22 protein-coding genes and 1 other annotated feature (1 of these 23 cut by a window edge) are annotated in these 26,111 nt (G+C 42.7%); of the genes, 1 reads left to right on the top strand and 21 read right to left on the bottom strand.

The genetic code is table 11. The features are described from left to right. Nucleotides 1-76 (bottom strand) — a sequence feature (ribosomal protein L20 leader region); it reaches 56 nt to the left of the window's first position. Nucleotides 77-199: 123 nt separating this feature from the next. The 18 genes from thrS to B6A27_RS10450 all read right to left on the bottom strand — a co-directional run bounded on the left by thrS (nucleotide 200) and on the right by B6A27_RS10450 (nucleotide 21,287). After that, on the bottom strand, nucleotides 200-2,131 hold the full coding sequence (gene thrS / locus B6A27_RS10535; protein ID WP_080862081.1) for a threonine--tRNA ligase: 1,932 nt from the start codon (nucleotides 2,129-2,131) through the stop codon (nucleotides 200-202). A 517-nt stretch (nucleotides 2,132-2,648) separates the two neighbouring features. Next, nucleotides 2,649-3,527 (bottom strand): putative sporulation protein YtxC, encoded by an 879-nt coding sequence (ytxC, locus tag B6A27_RS10530; protein WP_080862080.1) that lies wholly within the window; start codon nucleotides 3,525-3,527, stop codon nucleotides 2,649-2,651. Between the two features lie 94 nt (nucleotides 3,528-3,621). Beyond that, entirely contained in the window at nucleotides 3,622-4,548 is a 927-nt protein-coding gene (dnaI, locus tag B6A27_RS10525) for a primosomal protein DnaI (RefSeq protein WP_221212038.1), read from the bottom strand. A gap of 31 nt (nucleotides 4,549-4,579) precedes the next feature. Next, complete coding sequence (locus B6A27_RS10520) at nucleotides 4,580-5,968, bottom strand: replication initiation and membrane attachment family protein (RefSeq protein ID WP_080862079.1); 1,389 nt, start codon at nucleotides 5,966-5,968, stop codon at nucleotides 4,580-4,582. 59 nt (nucleotides 5,969-6,027) lie between these two features. After that, nucleotides 6,028-6,489 (bottom strand): transcriptional regulator NrdR, encoded by a 462-nt coding sequence (gene nrdR, locus B6A27_RS10515; protein WP_044745962.1) that lies wholly within the window; start codon nucleotides 6,487-6,489, stop codon nucleotides 6,028-6,030. Between the two features lie 36 nt (nucleotides 6,490-6,525). Beyond that, nucleotides 6,526-6,924, bottom strand: a complete 399-nt coding sequence (locus B6A27_RS10510; RefSeq protein WP_080862078.1) for a cytosolic protein — start codon at nucleotides 6,922-6,924, stop codon at nucleotides 6,526-6,528. A gap of 113 nt (nucleotides 6,925-7,037) precedes the next feature. Then, nucleotides 7,038-7,412, bottom strand: a complete 375-nt coding sequence (gene speD / locus B6A27_RS10505) for an adenosylmethionine decarboxylase (protein WP_080862077.1) — start codon at nucleotides 7,410-7,412, stop codon at nucleotides 7,038-7,040. A gap of 521 nt (nucleotides 7,413-7,933) precedes the next feature. Next, on the bottom strand, nucleotides 7,934-8,962 hold the full coding sequence (locus B6A27_RS10500) for a glyceraldehyde-3-phosphate dehydrogenase (protein WP_080862076.1): 1,029 nt from the start codon (nucleotides 8,960-8,962) through the stop codon (nucleotides 7,934-7,936). 121 nt (nucleotides 8,963-9,083) lie between these two features. Then, nucleotides 9,084-9,683 (bottom strand): dephospho-CoA kinase, encoded by a 600-nt coding sequence (coaE, locus tag B6A27_RS10495; protein ID WP_080862075.1) that lies wholly within the window; start codon nucleotides 9,681-9,683, stop codon nucleotides 9,084-9,086. 19 nt (nucleotides 9,684-9,702) lie between these two features. Further along, nucleotides 9,703-10,527 carry a DNA-formamidopyrimidine glycosylase gene (gene mutM, locus B6A27_RS10490; protein WP_080862074.1) on the bottom strand — a complete coding sequence of 275 codons (825 nt, stop codon included), beginning with the start codon at nucleotides 10,525-10,527 and terminating at the stop codon, nucleotides 9,703-9,705. Between the two features lie 15 nt (nucleotides 10,528-10,542). Beyond that, nucleotides 10,543-13,176: a DNA polymerase I gene (polA, locus tag B6A27_RS10485; RefSeq protein WP_139788110.1), complete on the bottom strand. Its 2,634-nt coding sequence runs from the start codon at nucleotides 13,174-13,176 to the stop codon at nucleotides 10,543-10,545. Between the two features lie 663 nt (nucleotides 13,177-13,839). Continuing rightward, nucleotides 13,840-15,594: a two-component system histidine kinase PnpS gene (gene pnpS / locus B6A27_RS10480; protein ID WP_080862073.1), complete on the bottom strand. Its 1,755-nt coding sequence runs from the start codon at nucleotides 15,592-15,594 to the stop codon at nucleotides 13,840-13,842. Continuing rightward, on the bottom strand, nucleotides 15,587-16,300 hold the full coding sequence (locus B6A27_RS10475; protein WP_044745984.1) for a response regulator transcription factor: 714 nt from the start codon (nucleotides 16,298-16,300) through the stop codon (nucleotides 15,587-15,589). The genes pnpS and B6A27_RS10475 overlap by 8 nt, the downstream gene beginning before the upstream one ends. 248 nt (nucleotides 16,301-16,548) lie before the next feature. Beyond that, entirely contained in the window at nucleotides 16,549-17,019 is a 471-nt protein-coding gene (locus tag B6A27_RS10470) for a MaoC/PaaZ C-terminal domain-containing protein (protein WP_080862072.1), read from the bottom strand. An 87-nt stretch (nucleotides 17,020-17,106) separates the two neighbouring features. After that, nucleotides 17,107-18,045 (bottom strand): malate dehydrogenase, encoded by a 939-nt coding sequence (gene mdh / locus B6A27_RS10465; RefSeq protein ID WP_044745953.1) that lies wholly within the window; start codon nucleotides 18,043-18,045, stop codon nucleotides 17,107-17,109. Between the two features lie 20 nt (nucleotides 18,046-18,065). Beyond that, entirely contained in the window at nucleotides 18,066-19,340 is a 1,275-nt protein-coding gene (gene icd, locus B6A27_RS10460; RefSeq protein WP_044745952.1) for an NADP-dependent isocitrate dehydrogenase, read from the bottom strand. A gap of 75 nt (nucleotides 19,341-19,415) precedes the next feature. Further along, entirely contained in the window at nucleotides 19,416-20,534 is a 1,119-nt protein-coding gene (citZ, locus tag B6A27_RS10455) for a citrate synthase (protein WP_066146408.1), read from the bottom strand. A 297-nt stretch (nucleotides 20,535-20,831) separates the two neighbouring features. Continuing rightward, complete coding sequence (locus B6A27_RS10450; protein WP_044745983.1) at nucleotides 20,832-21,287, bottom strand: DUF441 domain-containing protein; 456 nt, start codon at nucleotides 21,285-21,287, stop codon at nucleotides 20,832-20,834. A gap of 280 nt (nucleotides 21,288-21,567) precedes the next feature. Here B6A27_RS10450 and ytvI point away from each other — a divergent pair, with 280 nt between their 5' ends. Continuing rightward, a complete protein-coding gene (gene ytvI, locus B6A27_RS10445) occupies nucleotides 21,568-22,686 on the top strand; it encodes a sporulation integral membrane protein YtvI (protein WP_080862071.1) in 1,119 nt (372 codons plus the stop codon). A gap of 124 nt (nucleotides 22,687-22,810) precedes the next feature. Here ytvI and B6A27_RS10440 read toward each other — a convergent pair whose 3' ends face one another. The 3 genes from B6A27_RS10440 to pfkA form a co-directional block, all read right to left on the bottom strand. Next, nucleotides 22,811-23,200 (bottom strand): FxsA family protein, encoded by a 390-nt coding sequence (locus B6A27_RS10440; protein ID WP_044745949.1) that lies wholly within the window; start codon nucleotides 23,198-23,200, stop codon nucleotides 22,811-22,813. Nucleotides 23,201-23,267: 67 nt separating this feature from the next. After that, on the bottom strand, nucleotides 23,268-25,028 hold the full coding sequence (gene pyk, locus B6A27_RS10435) for a pyruvate kinase (RefSeq protein WP_044745948.1): 1,761 nt from the start codon (nucleotides 25,026-25,028) through the stop codon (nucleotides 23,268-23,270). A 49-nt stretch (nucleotides 25,029-25,077) separates the two neighbouring features. Further along, complete coding sequence (gene pfkA / locus B6A27_RS10430; protein WP_044745982.1) at nucleotides 25,078-26,037, bottom strand: 6-phosphofructokinase; 960 nt, start codon at nucleotides 26,035-26,037, stop codon at nucleotides 25,078-25,080. Between the last annotated feature and the right edge of the window lie 74 nt (nucleotides 26,038-26,111).

Genomic DNA, 26,111 nt, shown 5'->3' with positions numbered 1-26,111 from the left:
ATAGACGAACCGTAACAACCCGCTAACAGCGATCCGCGTCAGACAGGTGAGAAGCCGGGTGCTTCTGCTTTTGTCACAAACAAGTATTCAATTTGACTTATATAGATTACCATATTGGAAGCAGCATGTCAATATAAGCATTTTTCAACACAACGCATATTATTATATCTAACTCTTTCTATTTTAGCAACACTTTTTTTCAACGGCGCACTTCTGCCTTTAATGCATCGATAAAAGCGGCAAGAGACATCGTTTCGCTTTTTTGTTCGCCATATTTGCGGACATTGACAGCCTGCTCTTTTACCTCGTTGTCTCCAACAACAAGCATGTACGGAATTTTTTGCATTTGTGCTTCGCGAATTTTATAGCCAATTTTTTCATCGCGTTCGTCAACTTCCACGCGAAATCCTTGCGATTGTAGCGCTTCTCTCACTTGATGCGCGTAGTCGGCATGAACGGCTGGCGATACTGGAATGACTTCCACTTGCACTGGAGCAAGCCATGCAGGGAACGCTCCTTTATATTCTTCAATTAAGAAAGCGACAAAGCGTTCCATGGTGGACACGACGCCACGATGGATGACAACTGGTCGGTGCGGTTTTCCATCCTCGCCGATATATGTTAAATCAAAACGCTCTGGCAGCAAGAAATCAAGCTGAACGGTCGACAGCGTTTCATCCTTTCCAAGCGCCGTGCGCACTTGCACATCTAGCTTTGGACCATAAAACGCCGCTTCTCCCTCCGCTTCATAATATTCAAGCCCAAGCTCGTCCATCGCTTCACGCAGCATGCTTTGCGCTTTTTCCCACATCGCATCATCATCGTAATATTTTTCTTTATCATGCGGGTCGCGGTAAGACAAGCGGAATGAGTATTCGTTTAAGCCAAAATCTTTATATACTTCAAGAATTAAGTTGACGACTCGTTTAAATTCGTCTTTGATTTGATCTGGACGAACAAAAATATGGGCATCGTTCAATGTCATGCCGCGCACGCGCTGCAGCCCTGTCAAAGCCCCTGACATTTCGTAGCGATGCATCGTTCCAAGCTCAGCAATGCGAATCGGCAGCTCGCGATAACTATGGATTTTGTTTTTGTATACCATCATATGATGCGGACAGTTCATCGGACGAAGAACGAGCTGTTCGTTATCCATCTCCATTGGCGGGAACATGCCATCTTGATAATGATCCCAGTGTCCAGATGTTTTATATAGCTCAACGCTTCCAAGCACTGGTGTATACACATGCTGATAGCCAAGTTCTATCTCTTTATCCACAATATATCGTTCAATCGTGCGGCGGATGGTCGCACCTTTCGGCAGCCAAAGCGGCAGGCCTTGTCCCACTTTTTGCGACGTTGTAAAGAGCTCAAGCTCCTTCCCAAGTTTGCGGTGATCACGCTCCTTCGCTTCTTGCAACAAACGAAGATGTGCTTCCAAATCCTCTTTTTTAAAGAAAGCCGTGCCGTAAATGCGCTGGAGCATTTTATTTTTGCTGTCCCCGCGCCAATACGCCCCCGCAATGCTTAAGAGCTTAAATTCCTTAATTTTTCCTGTCGATGGCACGTGGATGCCGCGACAAAGATCGAAAAATTCGCCTTGTTCATAAATGGAAACAACTTCTCCTTCAGGAATGTCGTTGATTAGCTCAAGTTTTAAATTGTCGCCAATTTCTTCATAACGGCGAATCGCTTCCTCGCGATCCACCTCTTTGCGGACAATCTCCAAGTTTTCTTTCACGATTTTTTGCATTTCTTTTTCAATTTTTGGAAGATCCTCTGGTGTCAATGATTCTTCCATATCAATATCGTAATAGAAGCCATTCTCAATGACTGGACCAACGCCCAGCTTTACATTTTTGTACAAGCGCTTGATTGCCTGAGCCATTAAATGGGCTGTACTGTGACGTAAAATTTCGAGCGCTTCTGGCATGTCCTGTGTGATGATCGCAATCGCTCCATCTTGATGAATCGGTGTACGTAAATCAAGCAATGTATCGTTTAATTTTCCAGCAATGGCTTTTTTCTTCAATCCAGGGCTGATGGAAGCAGCAATTTCTTCCGTTGTCGTTCCTTTTGGAAACTCCTTCACTGCCCCGTCAGGAAATGTAATACGGATAATCTCTGACATCGCTTTTCACTCCTTTTTGAATATTCATATAAAAATAAAAAACTCGCCCCTCCAATAAGGGACGAGTTGAATTCGTGGTTCCACCCTTCTTCCCACCGCTCTCTCACCCAATCGGCAACAAAAGCCCAAGTGAATAGCGATGGCTCGAATCGCATAACGGTGCTTTCCGTCAGCAATTACTTGATCGCAGCGAGTTTGGACTGCCTACAGCTTTTCTGTCGCGGCCGACATGCTCGACCAGCCAGGCGAGCGAACCGCACGGCTCCCTTCGAACAATGAACTGCAAATGAATTTGCCTGTTGGCGTCCTTGTTCAAGGAAAGCGGCAGAAAAGCAAAAATAACTCCTACAATCGTTCACTGCTGAAGTTCCGAGGCGGTAAGTGCATTTTCCGTGTTAGGAAGGTTACAGCCAAAGCCTTCCCTCTCTGGAAACCGTAAAAACACACCCATGTCCTCATCATGACTTTTCCACATGTTTCATTATGTACGTTATTATAGAATGTCTGATGAGAAAAATCAAGTCGATCGATCATTTATCGACATGGCCGTCTGGGCATCGGCAAAATCCGTCGGTTTACAAAAACGAAGCCGTTCTTGAAACACATTTTGTAGCGTTTGAACCATTCCGTCATCTTCACATGAAGTATAGACATATACCAATTCAGGAGCAATCGAAACAAGCGGCGCTAATACAGAAGAATCGATATACATCGGCTGACTGACAGGCAAATTGCGGTCAATCAGCTGGGTTAACTCCTTTTTTGTCACATGGCGAAACTGTTCATCAAAAAAAAGAAAGTCCGGAGAGCGATGAACAAGATGAACAATCCGCCACTTGGCTTCCCGTTCTGCCACGTAATCGCGCAGTATTTGCACAAAATTTTGATATTCTTGCTCTAGCTTATATTCATCAATGGCCAGTTCGACATAATGATTCAATCGTTCTATATATCGTTTCAGCCGGAATGTAACAAACGAGGTGAGTGAAAAAGAAAGATTATCTTTTAAAAATGGTAAAAGTGCATTCATAATGAGCGCATCGCGCGACATGACGCTTTTTTTCCCGCTTCGATAATCATATCGTTCCCCCTCAAGGAACGAATGAGTTAATTGCAAAATTTGATACTGCTCTTCCTCGTTTTTAAAATAAAATGTTCCAGAAATAATGGACAGCAGCAGCCGATCTTCAATAAAACGAAGAATAAACTGCGTAATCGCAGGTGCCACGCACGATGAAATAGCTTCATCCACACATTGGTCTATGTCAATCGTAACTAAAGAATTTCCATCGTACTTCAATTGCAAATAGGGACGGGTTGTCCCGTTCACTTTTTCTTGCAAAAGATCAAAAAATTTTTCTGCATCGCTTGTCTGTTCGAAGTAAATCTCAATCAATGTCGCCCCCCCTTTGTAAGTGAATGCTTGTTCTATATATATGGGAGGACGCGTTGATTTAGAATCAGAAAAACAAGCGATCCGTTCACTTCGCTTAGTCTAAACGGCGATTTCTTCCTTTTATCTCCACAGGATCTGCTAAATAACGGATGCGTTCCATCAGGCGCGCCGCTTTCATTTGTTCTTCCTCGCCTCTTTGGGAATACGTTAAGTGGTGGGCTAACTGCTGCAAATCAAAATTCGATGTAAAAAAAGTCGGAAGATTTTCCAGCATCCGGTATTGCAAAATCGGACCTAGCAAATCATCACGCACCCAGCTTGACATGGATTCGGCCCCAAGATCGTCCAGCATTAAGACGGGAACTTTTTTGACATAATCCAATTTTTCGTTCATCGTTTGATCCTGCCAAGATCCCTTGAGTTCACGAAAAAATTCAGGTACGTAGACAATGAGAGAGGACACCTTTTTTTGTGCAAGCGCGTTGGCAATCGCTCCAAGAATATAGGTTTTTCCAACACCAAAAGAACCGTATAAATAAAGTCCCTTGATCTTTTTTCCCGGTTCATAATTTGCTACAAAATGCTCCGCTCGCTCAATTGCCTTCATTCGTCCGTCATCGGCAAGATCGACATCTGATAACGAAGCCTGTAAAATTTCGCGCGGTACAAATAAGCTTTGAATTAACGCTTCCTGCCGTTTCCGCTCATCATGCTTGATCTTCGTTGGACAACGGTCATATTGAATATCAATAGCATTTCCATGGAGCACAAGACGCGGGTGGTATCCCTTGAGAAGATTGCGGCACTCGCCTAAGCTTGGACAGCGCTCACAATTTTTACTTTGTTGGATAAACTCATATAATTTCATTAAACCTCGTTCCAAAATAACGTTTGTTACCTGATCCCTGTGCTCCCGCAAAAAGGCCTGTACTTCTCGGTGAGACAAAATCTCATGTTTTAGCTGCTCATATCGCTGCCGGAAATCTTTCCGGTGGAGCAGACGATGAAGGAGCTCGTCCATTGGCTTCACCACTCTCACCTCCTGTTTTTATTTACTGATTCCGGTATTTTTTCAGACGTTCTTCCAGTTCGCGACGCTTCTGTTCAAGGTTGACTTCTTCGCTTGTTCCAGACTCCTTTTGACTATAATCCATATTGAGCCACTCAGGCAACATTTCCTTGCGAACCGTTTTTTGTACCGTTTTTTTCTCTTTCCCGGTCGCCCAGCTCTGATATTTTTTCGTCTCTTTTTTCGCCAGCTCCATCGCTTCCTTAACGGTGCGAATTTTTTTCCGAGCCCAATGGCTCGCAATTTTCTCTACATATGCCTTTGATAGCTTCATATCTGTCCGAAGCATGACATAATAAATTAACACATTGACAACACCAGGAAGAAGCTTTTGCTGAAACATAATCTCTTCAATAAGCTGCAAGTCGCTTAGCGAAGGCTCTGCTCCCCCTGAAATATCGATCAGCAGCTGACGCGGTGAAATCGTTTCGAGCTGTTTGATCAGCAGCTCTTCCTTCGTTTTTGGTTCCGTATTCTCCATTGTGCGGTATGTAAGCGGCTGAACGCGCGTGCTTAGCTGTGGCAGCTCTTCCCCTCGTTCAAACTGATACCAATCGCGTGCCGCTTTTCTTAATGCTTCAATATCAATATGTGTAGCAGGATCAATCACACTAAGTACAATTTTTTGCATTTCTAATGGATCAATACCATATAAAAAGGACAGCTTTTTAATGGCCTCGCGCACTTTTGCGGTAATGGCTCTTTTGGGCACAATCTGCCTTGAAAGCCCTGCAAAAAATAAATCAAAGTCAAATACTTCTTCTCCTAATACATACGTGTCTGCACTCCGTCTCATATATTCATAACCATCAGGTAGATGCAAGTCTTTTTTTGTTTCTTCATTCATGACAGCAACCATCTGTTCCGGATGCACGGAGTAAAAAATATCATTAAATGATCGTGTAATGGCGGTAAATTGACTTTCATCAATTGCTGGCACCGAGAAAAATTGCTTCAAGGTCTGAAATTTCTTTCGCCCCACACGATTGTAAAGAAACACATTGAACACACTATCCGTGAAAAACTGCTCTGGCGTAAGCGGGGGCTGCAGCTCGTAAATAAATAGCTTCGGATCTTGTTTGTCGTTGACATATGTTTTCAACAATCCAATCCCTTCCAGTTTTAGACGTTCGTCATAAATTTCTTTTAGACTGCATTGCATAATCGCCATCAAGCTATGATGGGTTGTTTCTTCCGCCGACAGATGCTGTTCAAGCTCCCCCCATAAGGTCATATATAGACTGAACGCGCGTGAACCGATTAACGGCTGATATAACAGTGTAATCACTTTTCGATCAAAATCATGTAAAATCCCATTGCTTCGCACCATATAACGATCAACAGGAATAAGCTCCTTCCAATGATGTTCCATGCTATCGCCCTTCCCCATTAGACTAAAAAAAGGGCTTTTCCGTAGATCGAGCAAGCCCTTTACCGCTGTTCTTTTTTAATTAATTCCTTAAGTTCTTCAATAAACACGTTTAAATCTTTAAATTGCCGATAAACGGAAGCAAAGCGAACATACGCTACTTCATCGACACTCGACAGTCGCTCCATCACCATTTCGCCGATCGTTTCACTTTTCACTTCAGCCACTCCGCCATTGCGTAGCTCTTTCTCAATCTCTTGGGTAATATGCTCCAGCTGTTCTAGAGCCACCGGCCGCTTCTCGCACGCTTTAATGAGCCCTCGCAATATTTTCTCTCGGCTAAATTCTTCCCGCGTTCCTTCCTTTTTGACGACAATCAGCGGCATTTCCTCTACTTTTTCAAATGTGGTAAAACGATAATGGCACTGTTCGCATTCCCTTCTGCGCCGAATGGAGCGCCCTTCATCAACCGGTCGCGAATCAAGCACCCTTGTGCCATTATGGTGGCAAGATGGACATTTCATATGAACCACTCCATTTTAATAGCCTTTTCTTTTCATTCACCCATTGATTCCAGAACCTATATAAGGAAGACGTTGGTCGATCTTTTGATATAAATCAATCACAATGCGGCGGCTCCATCCAAAATCGAACAGCAAAAGCTTTGTGTCTGTTGTAACAGAAAAATCAATGGCCGTTTCAAATGGGCGAACAGAAATGACCGTAATGACAATAAACGCCTTTCTTCCTCGACGAGTCGCTACGCTAAACTCTCCTCGTTCTTCAGAAACAGAAAGCAGCTCGTACTCATGAGAAGACGCGATTAATTCTTTAACGGCTTTGATGGCACTAGCGGCCGTTGTTTTGTAATAGCGGCTTTGCAATTGCTCATCCTCGTGATTTTCTCTTGTCTCACAATGATTGGTCAATCCGTATTTTAACTTGCTCCAAACACTCATCGATCGCCGCTCCTTGCTTTATTCTTTATCATTATGATACCATTAGTGCCCCATGTATGTACAACACAAAAAAAGAGGTGTATGCAACACCTCTTTTGCGTTCATTTTATTCATTATAGAACTTTGGCATTTTTTATTTCAATTGGACCCATTCCACGAGGAAGCTCAATCGTTTCTTTTGTTTGTGCTCCTAAAGCTTCCGCGATATAATCCGCAGCAATCGTTGGGTCCAAATGCCCACACGTATAAACATCAATGCTTGCATATCCATGTTCAGGAAAACTATGAATCGTTAAATGAGATTCAGAAATAATAACAACACCACTTACTCCTTGGGGAGCAAATTTGTGAAATGCTACCTCACGAATTTCCGCACCTGATTTTAGTGCTGCATCAACAAATGTTTTTTCAATAAATTCCATATCATTCAGCTTATCAAAATCGCATCCCCATAACTCTGAGATAACGTGACGACCCATTGTGTCCATCTAAATCATCCCCCTTTAACAAATTTTACAAAAAAATAAGCATGAAATTCTTTTGCAAATGGCATGTATAACTACCACGGGGGAAAGTTAGTCCAAAGAGGTCCTAACCCTTTAAGTAGTCACATTACCGTGCGTTTAAGAAGTTCACGAAACATAGTATACTTGGTTTATTTTTTTTTTGCAATACACTTTTTCATTTTTTATGCTTCTCGTGTCAGATCAAATCGATTCACTTGTTGTCCTTGGGCTCTATACATGATGATGAATAGACGACATCTGGCAACACTCACAGCAGGAGGGCATTTGGTAACTTTCCTCGGTCACTGCAAAAGGATGACAGCGCGCCGACCATTGAACCCCGTCTCCATACAAAGGTTGAACAGGCCAAATGACATCTGTTCTAAAAATTCTCTATTCATTGAAATAAGGAGGATTTTCAACTTTACAATAGCGTCAACATTTTTTTGTCATAGACGTCGATATAATAAAAAGCGCTGAACCATAGTCAGCGCTTTTTACATTTATGCGTTTACTCGCAAATTTTCCATCATTTTACTCGCCACTAAATTCGTTAAATCAACAACGCGGCAAGAATAGCCCCATTCATTGTCATACCATGCCAATACTTTTACCTTGCGCCCTTCCATTACCATCGTTGACAAACCATCGATAATGGCTGAATGAGGATTGGTGTTAAAATCAATAGAAACAAGCGGCTCTGTTGTAAAATCAAGAATCCCTTTTAATGGGCCACGAGCTGCGTTAATCAATGCTTCATTTACAGCTTCAACCGTTACATCCGTTTTTACGTCTACAACCAGATCGACTAATGATACATTTGGTGTCGGAACGCGAAGAGCCATTCCGTGCAATTTTCCTTTTAAGTGAGGCAATACTAATGCAAGAGCTTTCGCCGCGCCTGTTGTTGTTGGAATAATGGACTGCGCGCAAGAACGGGCGCGTCGTAAATCTTTATGAGGATTGTCAATATTTTTTTGGTCATTCGTATAAGCATGAACGGTCGTCATTAAGCCATTTTCAATGCCAAACGCTTCATCTAGCACTTTAACGACTGGCGCTAAACAGTTTGTTGTGCACGAAGCATTGGAAATGATAAAATGCTGGGCAATATCAAACATCTCTTCATTGACGCCCATTACGATCGTAATATCCTCATTTTTTCCAGGCGCAGTTAAAATGACACGTTTCGCGCCTGCCTCTAGATGCAGACTTGCTTTTTCCTTGGAATTGAACTTTCCAGTTGCTTCAATCACAATATCAATATCTAAATCTTTCCATGGAAGCTCTTTCGGGTCGCGGGAATTTAATAATTGTACTTTTTTTCCATTCACAAGAAGTTCATTTTCTAACGCCACTACTTCTCCTGCAAACTTTCCATGGTTGGAATCATATTTTATTAAATGAGCTAACGTTTCAGCTGGATAGCTCGCATTAATCGCAACGATTTCAAAGTTTTCCGCATCGATAGCGTTTCGGAATACCATTCTTCCGATTCTTCCAAACCCATTAATCGCTACTTTTGCTTTCATTGAATTTTCTCCCCTTAAATATATGTTATACTAATTATCTTCTTTCGTATAATTAGTATAACATATATTTGTTTTTTGTATAGAGTAAATCATGTAAAAAATAAAAAAAGGCGTCCTGTTTTTACAGGACGTTCCACATTTTTAAAATATAAAGCAGTTGTTCACGTGTTCTTTCAATGGTTCCATTATTATCAATGACCGCATCAGCATAGCTTTTTTTGTCGCTGAGCGGCATTTGCGCCCGAATGCGCGCTACGGCGTCTTCTTTAGCTAAGCCATTTCTCTTTATTAACCGCTCCAGTTGAATCGCTTCGTCTACATAGACCACGATCATTTTATCTACAAGATGAAAGAGCTGACTCTCTATTAAGAGCGGAATATCTAAAACAACAGCGTTAGCACCATTACGAAGAAATGCTTCTTTTTGTTCGAGCATTTTTTTCCTGACAGCTGGATGAACAATTGCATTCAACCGTTTTCTTTTTTCCTCATGGTGGAATACGATGGCTCCAAGTTTCGCACGGTTAATTTCTCCATTTTCTTGAAGAATTTCGCTTCCAAATTCCTTGACAATTTGCTTATAGGCTTCTTCACCAACCCGGACGACTTCTCTGGCAATAAGATCGGCATCCACCACTGGAATGCCAAATTCCTTGAGCATGTGAGATATCGTACTTTTTCCGCTCGCAATTCCTCCTGTCAATCCGATCGTTAATGCCACTTTCCTCCCCCCTCCCCATTCAATGCTGGCATTGTTCGCAATAATGGGTACCGCGGCCGCCAATCGTTGTTTTCTGAATGGCATGGCCGCATCGTCTGCACGGTTCCCCTTTGCGACCATAAACAAACAGCTGCAGCTGGAAAGTACCGCTCTCTCCTTGTGTATTCACATATGTTCGAACCGTGCTTCCTCCTTTTTCAATGGCTTCACGGAGCGTCGCCACAATCTCCCCATGAAGGCGCTTCATCTCTTCGTCCGTTAATGAAGAAGCCTTTCGTTCTGGATGAATGCTAGAGCGAAACAGTACTTCATCGACATAAATGTTACCGAGCCCAACGACAATGGTTTGATCTAAGAGGGCGCTTTTAATCTTTCGAGACGTTTTTTGCAGCTTTCCCGCCAAAAAATCCGGTGTAAACGATGGGGAGAATGGCTCAGGACCCAATTGGAGCAGCGGAGAATGCCGCTCTTCCTCTCCCGTTTGGAACAAATGCATCGTCCCAAACTTTCGTACATCGCGATATCTCAGTTCTGTTCCATCGGTAAACTCAAAAATAACATGTGTGTGCGGCTCAAGCGGCACACCTGTTGTTTGTAACAAATAGCGGCCCTCCATACGCAAATGAGAAACAAGCACATATTCATCCAATAAAAATTTTAAAAATTTTCCACGACGATCAATCTGATGAATCGTCTGCCCTTGTAACGTTTGGATAAACATACCGATATCGGCAGGTCGCTTAATGATATTGGGCCAAAACACTTTAACATCTTGAATCGTTTTACCAACAGTCAATGGAATCAATGTCCGCTTGACTGTTTCGACCTCTGGAAGTTCCGGCATTGCTGATCCCTCTCTCTATTTCGCATCATACCAAGTCGGTCCAAAATGGTAATCGACTTTCAGCGGCACACGCAGTTCAATGGCCCGTTCCATCACTTCCGGAACAAGCTGCTTCAGCCGCTCAATCTCTGATTTCGGCGCTTCTAAAATTAGCTCATCGTGCACCTGCAGCAAAATTCGCGCTTGCAGCTCCTCCTGCTTCAACCGCTCAGCTAAATCAATCATCGCTTTTTTTATAATATCGGCCGCACTTCCTTGAATCGGCGTATTCATCGCTGTTCGTTCGGCAAAACTGCGCAGATTAAAATTCCGGCTCGTAATATCCGGCAAATAGCGACGGCGATGCAACAGCGTAGTCACATAACCTGTTTGTTTGGCATAGCGAACAATATCCTCCATGTATTGCTTAACTCCAGGAAAGCTTGCAAAATACCGTTCAATAAATTGCGCTGCTTCCTTTCTTGAAATATTCAAGTTTTGCGATAAACCGTAATCGCTAATACCGTATACAATGCCAAAATTAACAGCCTTTGCTTGGCGGCGCATTTGTGATGTCACTTTTTCTTCACTTACATGAAAAATATCCATGGCTGTTTTTGTATGAATATCGAGATCATTGCGAAACGCTTCAATTAAATTTTGATCATTGGCGATATGTGCAAGAACGCGCAGCTCAATTTGTGAATAATCAGCCGCAAAAATCACCCAATCCGGTTCTGATGGAATAAACGCCTGACGAATTTTTCGTCCTTCTTCCAGACGGATCGGAATATTTTGCAAGTTCGGTTCTGTCGAGCTGAGACGTCCGGTTTGGGTCAGCGCTTGGTTAAAGATGGTATGCACCTTATTTGTATCCTGATGCACTACTTTTAGTAATCCCTCTACATAAGTAGAATACAGCTTTCCAAGCTGGCGGTAATGAAGAATTTTCTCCACAATTTCATGGTAAGGAGCCAGCTTTTCTAATACATCGGCAGAAGTGGAATAGCCTGTTTTTGTTTTTTTGATAACCGGCAGCTGCAATTTTTCAAATAACACTACTCCCAGTTGTTTTGGCGAATTAATATTAAATTCTTGCCCCGCAGATTGGTAAATGTCTTGCTCGATCATCTTCAACTGCTCGTTAAGCTCTTCTCCCATATTACGCAGCCTTTGGACATCCACTTTGACCCCGGTGAATTCCATTTCTGCTAAAATGAGCGTCAACGGCAATTCGAGTTCAGTAAATAACAAATATTGCTCGTTTGCTTTGAGATCAGCAACGAATTCTCGTTTTAAGGCTCGAATCGCTACGGCTTTGCGAACGAGATGGTCAGCTAAGCTTTTTTTATCAGGGATTGCCTGTTTCGCACCTTTTCCATATACCGCTTCATCCGGCTGTACTTCTGTATATTGCTTAGTTTTAGCTACAGAAGCGACATCGTCGGTTGAATGTGAAGGATTTAAAAGGTACGAAGCAATGAGCAAATCAAAATCGATCCCTCTCATTTCAATGCCTTGCCATTTTAAAGCGACAAGCGCTCTTTTAGCATCAAATACGCTTTTCTTCTTTTTCTCATCCTCAAGCCAAGCCTTAAAAATGGGCGATGATAAGGCGACATCGGTCGGAATAAACAGGGATTTCTTTTCACTGGCCAATGCAAAACCAAGAATCGGCGCTTTGTGATAGTTTGCTTCAAGCACCTCCACAATCAGTGCCGCTTCGTCCGCCAGCATGGTCTCGTCCACTTCCTCAACCGTTTCATAATCAATGTTCGCTAACTCTGTCTGAACATCCGGGTCTTCATTCTGTTCCAGCTTCCCTAGCAAGGAATTAAATCCAAGCTCTTTAAATAAAGCGATCACCTTATCAAGATTGTAGCCTGTATATTTCGTATCTTCTAATGTGATTTCAAGCGGAGCATCGCGCAAGATGGCGGCTAACTGCTTGCTAAGAAGCGCCAGTTCGCGATTTTCTTTGAGATTTTCTTTCAGCTTGTTCCCGCTGACCTGTTCAATGGATTCTAAAAGCCGCTCAACAGTGCCAAATTCCTTCAGCAATTTTAACGCTGTTTTTTCACCAACACCCGGCACTCCTGGAATATTGTCCGATGCATCTCCCATAAGACCTTTTAAATCAACAATTTGCGGTGGAGTAAGCCCATATTTCTCTTGAATCATTTCTGGCGTATACGGTTCCACATCCGTAATTCCTTTGCGAGTAATCGCAACGGTTACATGCTCAGAAGCAAGTTGTGTTAAATCGCGATCGCCTGAAATCACCTTAATTTCAAATCCTTCTTGCTCTGCTTTTGTGCAAAGCGTGCCGATAATGTCGTCTGCCTCGTAGTTATCAAGCTCGTACGAGCGAATTTGATAGGCATCTAGCAACTCACGCAAAAGCGGGAATTGCTCGGATAGCTCCGGTGGAGTTTTTTGCCTTCCACCTTTATAATCTTGAAAAGTTTCATGGCGAAAAGTGGTTTTTCCAGCATCAAAAGCGACAAGCATGTGTGTCGGCTTTTCTTCCTCCAAAATTTTCATCAGCATCATCGTAAACCCATAAACAGCATTCGTATGGATGCCTTTTTCATTATGTAAAAGCGGCAATGCGAAAAACGCACGATACGCGATGCTATTGCCGTCAATGAGTACAAGTTTTTTTCGCAAAATGAGTCCCTCCTCACCACGATCGTCCAGATTAAACATTTTGTTCGCTAGCACAGCGACGCTCGGAAAAATCCTGCCGCTTGCTCTCTTCACACATTTGTGAGCCATGGCTTTCAGATCCGCTTATAAGTCTGCGAGGCGGCGTGTTCGACCGCCAAAAAACAACACGATGTCCATATTCATCTGTTTGGTTACATCTATATAGCCAATTCCTGCTGAATCTCCTAAAAAAGACGAGCGTTTGATTCATTCCTTCTCTTTTATTTTATCATGATTAACGGCAGAATGAAAAAAAGACGAGAACATTTTTTCGTTCTCGCCTCTCAAGGGTTGGCTCCTTGGATGAAGGGGTTTTCAATATGAGTGTAGCAAATATTTATGAACACACAGTAAAGAAGCGATTAACTTTTTGTAAAATGGCATGCATCATTCCCAAACAACCATGCGCCTGTCCGTTCTCCCATATAGAATATCACTTGAACATTGAACATATAGTCCGTCCATTCAAAAGCAGCATTTCCATTTTTCTGACGATCGGAAGCAAGCCGCTGACTTGCCTGTCCTGACCAAAAGGCTGGTATAAATTTTATATCGTTCGACTGATCCTCTTCGGTCCAGATTGTATAGGCGACATACTGTCTTATTTCCTGGTCAAATCCACATTCAACCTATATGGTTCTTTGGAAAATGCACTGTGAATGTTGTACCATGGCCGACTTTACTTTTTACTGTCATATATCCGTGATGCGCTTCCACTAAATGCTTAACGATCGCCAATCCTAACCCCGTTCCTCCTGAGTTGCGGCTTCTTGCTTTATCGACACGATAAAATCGCTCAAAAATGCGGGGAATTTCCTGCTCTTCAATCCCAATGCCTGTATCTGAAATATGGACAAGCACTTCATCATTCTGTTCCTCAATGCTCGCTTCTACTCGTCCAGACTTTTGCGTGTAAGTAAGAGCATTTGTAATCAAATTAATAAAGATTTGCTTCAGACGATCGCCGTCGCCAGTCAAATAAATTTGTTTAGCAGCATGTAAGCGCAAATCAATTTTCTTCTCCTGTGCCTTGCCGCGAAACATGACCATTAACTCTTCCAAAAGTTGTGTCATATTCACCTTCTCGAGCTGAAGCTGAAATCCTTGTTGTTCAATTTTGGATAAATCTAACAATTCCTGAACAAGGCTTTGTAGCCGTTCACTTTCATTCAGAATGATGGATAAAAAATGCTCCAACGCCCGTTCATCTTTCATCGCCCCATCCAACAGCGTTTCCGCAAATCCTTTAATGGATGTAATAGGCGTTTTCAGCTCATGCGACACATTGGCGACAAAATCTTTTCTCATTTGCTCCAGCTTTTTGAGCTCGGTAATATCATGAAAAACAAGGACAATTCCTTTCCATTCGTCATTTGTTCCAATAATGGGCGCCCCGTATACCTCAAAATGCTTTCGCTCAATATCGATTGTCAAAACAAGCTGTTTGCGCACTTTGGTTTCCTTCATAAAAATTTCGTTGACGAGCTCAATGATTTCTTGATGAGAGAAAGCTTCCGTATACAGACGATGTAAATAATCAACAGGACGAATGTGGAAAATTTCTTTATAGGATCGATTGACAAGATTAATGTAGCCGCGGCTGTCAATCAGAATCAGGCCGCTGCCGACATTTTCAATCAACGTATGCAAACGGTCCGTTTGCATTTCTTGAATTTTATTCATTTCTTGCAAATTGCGCGCCAAAATATTAATGGACTGGCTGAGCATCCCCGTTTCATCACTACGCGTTTCATAAACTCTTGCCTTATAGTTGCCGCGCGCCAACTCAAACGCCACCGTTGTCGCTGCCTCAATCGGCTTCATATAATGATCAGCGATTTTAAGACCTAGAAAAATAATCACAATTAACGCGGTTCCTAAACTGCTAATTAATACTCCCCAAATTTGTTGGTTAATTTTTTTTAGAGAGTTGACAGGAGAGCTTAAAATAACATAGCCACCATTTTTTCCGTTTTTTGAAAACGGCACGATGTAATAGTAAACATCTTGTTTTTCTTCAATAATAGAAGGATGATTTCTTTTCTTGCTGTGCAAAATATCGCGCACAATTTGTTCATGAGCGCGATCGCTAATATTAGCAAGGCGCCCGGTATCTAGCAGCGTCCGCTCTTGGTTATCGAGCACGGTAATACGAGAGGCTAACGTTTCGCTCATATCTGCCATTTGCGATCGAACCACATCGATATTTTGCCGTTCAAGCAAAAGAGCGATCATTTCTGCTTCTTTTTCAATTCGCTTGTTCATGGTCTCTAAATAAAAATCTTTAAATAGTTGACCAAGCAAAAGACCAAGACAAATCAGAACGGTTACAATCAAAGAAACAAGAGCAAATAAAAGCCGTGAACGAGGACTAGACATCCATTTTCGGCTCCTCAAGTTTATATCCTAAACCGCGAATGGTTTTAATATATACCGGTTTTTTTGTATTTTGCTCAATTTTTTCACGCAAATGGCTGATGTGTACATCAACGATGCGGGTATCGCCAGCAAAATCATAGTTCCATACAGCGCTAAGCAGCTGATCGCGCGTCAGTACCCTCCCTTTATGCTTGGCCAAATAAACAAGTAATTCAAACTCTTTCGGTGTTAACTCAAGACGCTCCCCTTGAAAATAGGCTTCATAATGTTCAGGAAGAATTTCTAAATCAGCAATACGAATTTTATGAGGATCTTCCGCTTCTTCATGCCCTTGCTGCGATGGAATTCGTCGTAAAATCGCCTTGATGCGCGCCAATACCTCGCGCGGACTAAAAGGCTTTGTCATGTAATCATCGGCTCCAAGCTCCAAGCCTAACACTTTATCGAATTCATCGTCCTTTGCCGTCAGCATTAAAATGGGAAGCATGATTTTTTGTTGGCGCAGCTGCTTGCAAACCTCGATTCCATCCATTTTCGGAAGCATTAAATCAAGAATCATTAAATCGGGTTGCTCGCGAACTGCTTTTTTCATTCCTTCTTCTCCATCATTTGCAGTAATCACTTCAAATCCTGCTTGTTCTAAATTATACTGCAAAAGCGTTACAATGGATGGCTCATCATCAACAACCAACACTTTTTTGCCCATATTTTCCTCCATAAAAAAGATCTCTTCATTATTATACCATACTATAAATCCTTTTTATGAGCCATCCTGCTTATAACGCCTATTGAATTTATCGACACCGCCTTTTATGAATCCAGTTTTATAAAAGCTAAAGCACCCTTTCACCACAAAAAAAGATTCGCTCCTCTATTTCAAGAAACGAATCGCTCAAACGACAAGCATATCATTCTCTTTTCAAAAAACCGCTTCTTTTCTAAAACAGGAAGGAATCAAAAGTTTTCCAAGAAACGGCTGTCTAACACGGAGATCGCATACGGAGGACAAACCGTCACCGTGCCCTCCAACACCTTTTCTGTTTCATCGCGAAGCGCCTCAACAGCAATGATAATCGAATGATCTTCTGCATTGACATCTTGCACTTCAAATAAAAATTGTAAATTCTCGTAATGATAAACAGGTTTCAAAAAATCAAGATAATGCTTCTTGATATGACTTCCAGGACCAGGCAAATATTTGGAGATAGCAGATGTGATCATTCCCGTCAGCATAACCGTTGGGACAATCGGTTTCTTCAGCGGTGTTTGTGAAGCATAGTCATGCTGAATATATAAAGGATTCGAATCGTCTGTTAATCCAAGATAAAGCAACAAATCTTTATCCTCGATTTTTGAATTAATCACTAACTTTTCTCCAACCGTGATTTCTGATATATTTCTCCCTAGTTTTCGTTTTTTAAGCATGATTTACACCCCTTTGTTCAGAAAGCGCTTCCAAGTTGTCGTAGAAGCAAACATTCGAGAAAAAATCCCGAATGCTTGCACGCTTCATTATTCCAATACCTTCATCACATTTTTTACAGATTCAACCGACTTGGCAAGAGCCTGTTTCTCTTCATCCGTCAGCTCTAACTCAATCACTTTCTCGATTCCATTTCCGCCTAAAATAGTTGGTACTCCCAAATAAATGCCTGCATAGCCGTATTCTCCTTCAAGATAAGCAATAGCCGGAAGCACACGGCGTTGGTCTTTGAGAATCGCTTCAACCATTTCAGCGAGAGAAGCAGCGGGAGCGTAATACGCACTGCCGTTTCCGAGCAGATTGACGATTTCACCGCCGCCTTTGCGCGTGCGCTCCACAATCGCATCTAACCGTTCTTTCGGAATGAGCGTTTCAAGCGGAATACCGCCAGCATACGAATAACGCACAAGCGGAACCATATCATCCCCATGGCCGCCTAACACAAAACCAGTAATATCTTTCACAGAAAGGTTTAATTCCTGTGCAACAAATGTGCGGAAACGTGCTGTATCAAGCACACCTGATTGGCCAATCACACGGTTTTTCGGAAAGCCAGACTCTTTGTACACGGTATATGTCATCGCATCAACAGGATTTGTCAGCACAATAATATAACAATTCGGAGAATATTTAACGATTTCCTGGGTTACAGCCTTCATGATTTTTTGATTGGTTGTAACAAGATCGTCCCGGCTCATTCCCGGTTTACGGGCAATACCTGCTGTGATGACCACGATATCGGAATCCGCTGTATCGGCGTAATCAGATGTACCGATAATGTTGGCGTCAAAGCCTAGTACAGGGCTGGATTCAAGCATATCAAGCGCTTTTCCTTTAGTCGGATTTTCCAATTGTGGAATATCCACAAGGACAACATCCCCAAGTTCTTTTTGCGCTAAAATAAATGCCGTTGTCGCCCCCGTAAACCCTGCACCAATCACAGATATTTTTTTACGTTTAACCGCCATTTGTTACCGTCTCCCCTCTATTATTCTCCCATATTACGGATCAATGCATCAGCAAACTCAGAGCACTTCACTTCTGTTGCTCCTTCCATCAGACGGGCGAAATCGTAGGTGACGACTTTCGAAGCAATTGTTTTCTCCATGGATTCAATAATCAGCTTAGCCGCTTCATTCCAGCCAAGGTGCTCAAACATCATGACGCCTGACAAAATAACAGAGGATGGATTTACTTTGTCTAATCCTGCATATTTTGGAGCCGTGCCATGAGTCGCTTCAAAGATGGCATGCCCTGTTTCATAGTTAATATTTGCACCTGGAGCAATGCCAATACCTCCTACTTGAGCTGCCAAGGCATCTGAAATATAGTCACCGTTCAAATTCATGGTTGCGACAACATCAAACTCACGTGGACGCGTTAAAATTTGTTGCAAGAAAATATCAGCAATCGCATCTTTAACGATAATTTTTCCTGCTGCTTCCGCTTCAGCCTGAGCTTTATTTGCAGCCTCTTTTCCTTCCGCTTCAACGATGCGATCATATTCCGCCCATGTAAAGACTTTATCTCCAAATTCTTGCTCTGCAAGCTCATAGCCCCAGTTTTTAAATGCGCCTTCCGTAAATTTCATAATGTTTCCTTTATGTACGAGCGTAACAGACTTGCGGCCGTGCTCGATAGCATAGTTGATGGCTGCTCGAACGAGACGTTTAGTTCCCTCCTCGGAAATCGGCTTAATACCGATACCAGATGTTTCCGGGAAGCGAATTTTACGAACGCCCATTTCATTTTGCAAAAAGTGAATCACTTTTTTCACTTCTTCAGTGCCTTTGGCATACTCAATTCCGGCATAAATATCTTCTGTATTTTCACGGAAAATAACCATATCCGTATCTTCAGGACGTTTCACTGGAGAAGGCACGCCATTGAAGTAACGGACTGGGCGCAAGCAAACAAACAAATCAAGCTCTTGACGAAGCGCGACATTCAATGAACGAATCCCTCCGCCGACAGGGGTCGTTAATGGGCCTTTAATGGCAATTATGTATTCGCGAATCACATCAAGCGTTTCTTGAGGCAGCCATTCTCCCGTTAGCTTATATGCTTTTTCGCCAGCAAGAACTTCTTTCCAAGCAATTTTCTTTTCTCCTTTATAGGCTTTTTCAACCGCAGCTTCTAGCACGCGGGAGGCTGCCGCCCAAATATCAGGGCCTGTCCCATCACCTTCAATGAAAGGGATAATCGGATTGTTTGGTACGTTTAACACACCGTTTGTGACTGTAATTTTTTCACCTTGAACCACTTGTAACAACCTCCAATGTATTAATGTGAAGGGCGAGAACATGTATAGCCATCTTCACGCCCTGTTTCCCTAAAGTTAGCCTCTTTGTTCAATCGGAACATAAACTTGTTTCGCCGGTCCAGTATACTCAGCACGCGGACGAATGAGACGGTTGTTCTCATACTGCTCTAAAATATGTGCGAGCCAACCTGACATCCGGCTTACAGCAAAAATCGGCGTGAATAAATCATGATCAATTCCTAAACAATGGTAAACCGATGCAGAATAAAAGTCAACGTTCGGCGGCAACGGTTTTGTTGAATTCATGATTTCCTCAATTTTTACCGACATTTCATACCAATGCGGCTGTCCAACAAGCTTTGTAAGCTTCTCTGACATTTTCTTCAGATGTTTAGCACGCGGATCACCTTTGCGGTAAACGCGATGGCCAAAGCCCATGATTTTTTCTTTGTTTGCTAATTTTTTCTGAACATATGGTTCCACATTCTCAACGGTGCCGATTTCTGTAAGCATTTTCATAACGGCTTCATTTGCACCGCCATGAAGCGGCCCTTTTAACGCGCCGATCGCAGCTGTAATTCCAGAATAGATGTCAGACAGCGTCGCTACACAGACTCGCGCTGTAAATGTCGATGCATTTAATTCATGATCCGCATGCAATACAAGCGCTTTATCAAATGCTTCGACAGCGGTTTCATTTGGTTCGCTGCCTGTCAACATATACAAAAAATTCGCAGCAAAGCCTAAATCAGGGCGTGGGGCCACAGGATCTAACCCTTTACGAATACGAGAAAAAGCTGTCACAATTGTCGGAATTTTTGCTTGCAAACGAATCGCTTTGCGATAATTTGCTTCCGCATCCATGATGTCAGCTTCTTCATCATATAAACCTAACAAAGAAATGGCTGTACGCAGCGCTGCCATTGGATGTACTTTCTCAATTGGATACAATTTGAAATGCTCAATAATTTCAGATGGAATGGTTGCATTTTCTGCCAGTTGCTTCCGTAATTCTTCTAGTTGCTGCCTTGTCGGAAGCTCACGATGCCAAAGCAGATAAACAACCTCCTCAAACGTCGCATTTTCTGCCAAATCGTCAATATCGTAGCCCACATATGTTAATGTGTCATCAATAATTGAGCTGATGCTGGACGTCGTTGCGACAACCCCTTCTAGACCTCGTGTTACTGTCATATACATCTCTCCTTTTCTCTAAAAATTCCCCTTCTCCCATTGCAGTACATCATCCGAGAGCGAGCGCTTGCTCAAAATCATTGAATAAAAGTCCATAAAGAAAATGCTTACATTTTATATTGTATTCATACTGCCCTTATTCATCTGCTACGTGACAGTATGAATATCTACAAACATGTATAAATGATGAAAATAAATATAAAAGAAAAGGGCTGTTGTCTATATTATAAACAATTATCTGACTTTTGTGAATCAAAACGACTTATTCTCTATAATATTATCATAAAAAAATGATTTTCATAAATATTCTATCACCTTCATAACCATATACGCAATGCCTGCGCCAATCAGCGGACCGACAGCTACGCCGTGGAAAAGAGAGACGGCAATAATCGTGCCAAGCACAAGAGCGGCGGTCATATGCGGATCCGTGGACAACAGCGTCACTCCTCCTTTAGCTATTAAAGCAACAAATACGCCAGACAAAAGCGCGATCCAAGCAGATAGCGACTGAAGCGAAGCACCAAGCTGCTTAAATCCAATTTCCCCTGTCGCAATTGGCGCAAGCACGGCAATTGTAATCACTGTCACTCCCCAATTAATTCCTTTTGCCTGAATAACCGGCAGCCACTTTCCTTCCAATCCGATCAGCTTAATCCCCAGCAGTACACCGACCGCAATAATGAGTGAATGATTTTTGGCTATCATGCCAATAAATAATAAAATGAGTAAAAATAATACAGATTGATTCAACAAGATCCTCTTCCTTTCTATGAATAAATTGAAACCTCTCGCTTTTCATTAGCGTATATAAATTGTAATATAGTACTATACAGAAGAGTCTCATGACTTACCTTTACGCCACGCGAACGAATAGCAACAACGCAACGCCGCTATCAGCTCCATCTACGAGCCTGTGAAGCGATTTGATGTTCAGTGACTCGGCTGTGTAAAAACAACATGAGCTTCATGTCCATACGAATATGAAGTGATATCTATATAATATTTATAGAAGAATTTCGGAGGTGGAATTTTGTCCCATAACCACTTATATAGCATTCTTCGCTTTCTTTTTGTCGTTGCGGCTGCTGTACTGGGCATCACTGCTATTTATTATGCGGCAACCGTTACATATCCCTTTATTATTGCTTTTTTTATTGCATTTATGATTAACCCATTAGTCAACTACTTAGAAAAAAAAGCAAAAATGCCGAGATCTTTAGCGGTTATTTTCATATTAGTTCTATTGTTTGCTGTCTTGGCAGGATTGGTTACGTTGCTGATCGCCGAGATTGTATCGGGCACTCAATATTTAGCAGCGGTAGTGCCGACCCATTTCCAAACGTTAGTTTTCTATATTGAGGACTTTTTTGCTAGCCAAATTATCCCAATATATAAAGATTGGGCCACTTTATTCAAAAGCCTAGATGCAAGCCAACAAGATACCATTATGAACAACATTCAAGCGGTAGGCACAAAAGTGGCAACAACCGTCGGCGCATTTGTGCAAAATGTGCTACAAAACATTCCACAGCTGATCGGCTGGCTGCCAAATGCAGCAACTGTCATTATCTTTTCATTGCTGGCTACATTTTTTATTAGTAAAGATTGGTATCGCTGGAGCGGCGCTGCTCAGCGTTTATTGCCGGCTAAAGCGCAAACGAGCGGACGTACCGTATTTATGAATTTAAAAAAGGCGCTGTTTGGTTTTATTAAAGCACAAGCGACGCTCATTTCGATTACAACCGTCATTGTTCTAATTGGCCTCCTGATTTTACGGGTCGATTACGCGATTACCATTTCGCTTATTATCGGTATCGTTGATATTTTGCCTTATCTAGGAACAGGAATTGTCTTTGTTCCATGGATTATATACTCCGCTGTCAGTGGAGACGTTCCCTTCGCCATCGGGTTGGGCGTTTTGTATATCGTTGTACTTGTTCAACGACAAATTATGGAACCTAAAGTTTTATCATCCTCGATTGGTCTTGATCCGCTTGCCACATTAATTGCTTTATTTGTTGGCTTTAAATTGCTCGGGTTTCTGGGCCTTATTGCGGGCCCGGTGCTCCTTGTCATTATTCGTGCTTTGCATAGTGCCAATGTATTCCGTGACATTTGGCAGTTTATTAAAGGAAAACCTAGCACATAAGATCACTGGTAGACAAAGTCCTTGTTGCCTTTGTCTATCTCTATTTTAAGCATCCGTTCCTCTCAATTAGAAGCACTTATCAACAGTTTGAAGAGCCCTTCTTTTCGTACATAGAAGGGCTCTCTTATCTTCTTACATAAAAAAATGTTTTGGTTTCAATCAACGTTTTTAGCCAGCGGGCGATGATGGGTTTGGCCATCCTTCTTGTAGCTGGAAAAAGCAGAAGGGAGCCAATGACATCAGTCAGAAAGCCTGGTACTAATAATAAAAAGCCGCCTGCTAATACGCATATTCCATCCAACAATGCCCCGTTTGGAAGACGCCCATGCATTAGTTCCCATCTTGCTTCCTGAAGCAAAGTCAACCCTTGACGCTTCGCTAACCACACTCCACCGATGCCGGTCATCGCGATACAAGCAATCGTCAGCCAGACTCCAACTAGGTGACTGAACAGGACAAATAAAGAGATCTCAAGAGCTGGAATAAGAATAAACAGCACCACCAAGATTTTCATTTGGCTCCATCCTTCCTTGGAAAAAATAAAAACAGAGAAGATTTGGACTTCTCTGTTTTATTATAGCTTATAACACGCTTGCATGTCCTTGATAGATGGCGCCGAAACCCGGATCCACTGTGATTTCTTGACCATCTTTTAAGATAGATGTAGCATTTGCTACTCCAACAATGACCGGAATGCCAAGACTTAGTCCAACAACAGCAGCATGGCTTGTTAAACCGCCTTCTTCAGTAATAATGGCGGCCGCTTTTCCAAGCTCTTCAATCATATCAGCATCCGTGTTATATGTGACTAGGATGCCGCCCTCGACCATTTTCTCCTTTGCTTCCTCTGCCGTTTTAGCAATTACCGCTTTTCCAAAAGCTGATTTGCGGCCGATGCCTTGTCCTTTCGCAATGATGTCACCAATGACATGCACTTTCATTAAGTTGGTTGAACCCGTTTCTCCAATCGGCACGCCCGCAGTAATCACCACTAGATCACCGTGTTTAGCGATGCCGGATTTTACGGCAGCTTCCACAGCAATATCAAGCATTTCATCGGTCGAATTAACGTGCGGTGCTACTTGTGTATATACTCCCCAAGCAAGCGCAAGTTTTCTTGACACAGCTTCGCTTGATGTAACAGCCATAATCGGCGCTTTTGGTCGATACTTCGAAATCATCCGTGCGGTTTGCCCGCTAACAGTCGGCGTGACAATAGCTGCCACATCCAGATTTAGAGCCGTATGAGCAACCGATTGGCCGATCGCATCCGTAATCGTCGTACCGCTCTCTTTTGTTCGCTGTACTAACAAATCACGATACTGCAACGCTTGCTCTGTGCGCAAGGCAATGCGATGCATCGTTTTTACAGCTTCGACCGGATAATGCCCTGCCGCTGTTTCTCCTGACAGCATAATCGCGTCTGTTCCGTCTAAAATGGCATTCGCGACATCGCTTGCTTCCGCTCGCGTTGGCCGCGGATTGCGCTGCATGGAGTCCAACATTTGTGTCGCAGTAATGACTGGTTTGCCAAGAGCGTTACATTTCTTGATTAGCTCTTTTTGTACAAGCGGAACCTCTTCTGCCGGAATCTCAACTCCTAAATCGCCGCGAGCCACCATCAATCCGTCTGCCACTTCAAGAATTTCATCAATATTATCGACGCCCTCTTGATTTTCAATTTTGGCAATGATTTTTATATCCAGCGCATTTTGCGCCTCAAGCAATTCACGAATCTCAAGCACATCTGAAGCGCGGCGCACAAAAGAAGCAGCAATAAAGTCAATTCCTTCTTCGATGCCGAACAAAATATCTTGGCGGTCTTTATCGGTAATGCCAGGCAAATTGACGCGAACTCCTGGAACATTGACCCCTTTTTTATTTTTCAGGATGCCGCTGTTTAATACTTTCGCGACAATTTCTCGTTCCTGTTTATGAACAGCGATTACTTCAAGAGCAATTAAACCGTCATCAAGCAAAATCTTATCGCCCAAATCAACATCGTTCATGAGCCCTTCATACGTGACAGAGAATTTTTCCTCTGTTCCTAGCACTTCATCCATCGAGATGATAATTTGCGAGTTTTCTTTTAATTCAATCGCCCCATTTTTCATATTGTGCGTACGGATTTCCGGGCCTTTTGTATCAAGAAGAATCGCTACTGTTTTTCTTGTCTGCTTAGCTGCTTCACGAATATTTTTTATTCGTTGTCCGTGCTCTACATAATCTCCGTGCGAAAAATTCAAACGCGCCACATTCATTCCTGCTTCAATAAGCTCAATAAGCGTTTCAACACTTTCGCTTGCGGGACCTATCGTACAAACAATTTTCGTTTTCCGCATTTTTGCATTCTCCCTTTCATCCATCTTTATGGTAACGATACCACGCTTTCTAGATGGAAAGTTCTTTTGACAATTGGTACATTTTTGGCTCAATCGTATGCTTGTGCGATAATGCTTCGATGATATCGTGATCCACTAGCTGATTATTTTGAATGCCGACACAGCGGCCCCCTTGTCCTTCAAGCAGCAGCTCGACTGCGCGCGCTCCTAAACGGCTTGCTAATACGCGATCGAATGCGGTCGGAGAACCGCCTCTCTGTACATGTCCCAATACCGTTACACGCGTTTCAAACCCGGTCGCCTCTTGAATTTTGCTGCCGAATTCGACTCCGCTTCCGACACCTTCTGCGACAATAATAATACTATGTTTTTTCCCGCGTTCATGTCCTCGTTTTAAACGGGCGACGATATCATTCATATCATAGTCTGCTTCTGGGATTAAAATCGATTCAGCACCGCCTGCCAGCCCCGCCCAAAGAGCGATATCGCCAGCATGACGTCCCATGACTTCAATCACATATGTGCGTTCATGAGAGGTGGCTGTATCGCGAATTTTGTCGATTGCATCAATCACGGTATTTAATGCTGTATCAAAACCGATGGTAAAATCCGTTCCAGGTATATCATTATCGATTGTTCCCGGCACCCCTACACATGGGTATCCGTGTTCGGTAAGCTTTTTTGCCCCTTGATAGGAACCGTCTCCTCCAATAACAACCAGCCCTTCGATTCCATGCTTTTGCAACTGTTCAATTCCTTTCAGCTGTCCCTCAAGTGTTTTAAATTCCGGGCAGCGTGCTGTATAAAGCATCGTTCCTCCGCGATGAATAATATCCCCTACATCGCCGATTTCTAGTTTCTTAATTTTTCCTTCAATGAGTCCTGCGTACCCGTGGTAAATACCAAAAACCTCTAATCCGTGATAAATGGCTTTACGCACAACTGCACGAATCGCCGCATTCATTCCTGGTGAATCGCCGCCGCTTGTTAACACACCTATTCTCTTCATTTTGCTCACCTCATGTTCATCGATCTTTCCATACCCCTTAAGATGTCCGACCTCATACATTGTATAAAATACCA

It is taken from the genome of Anoxybacillus sp. UARK-01 (assembly GCF_002075365.1).
Lineage (GTDB): Bacteria > Bacillota > Bacilli > Bacillales > Anoxybacillaceae > Anoxybacteroides > Anoxybacteroides rupiense.
Note: the sequence above shows the minus strand (reverse complement) of the source record. Positions and strands in the feature narration are given on the sequence as shown.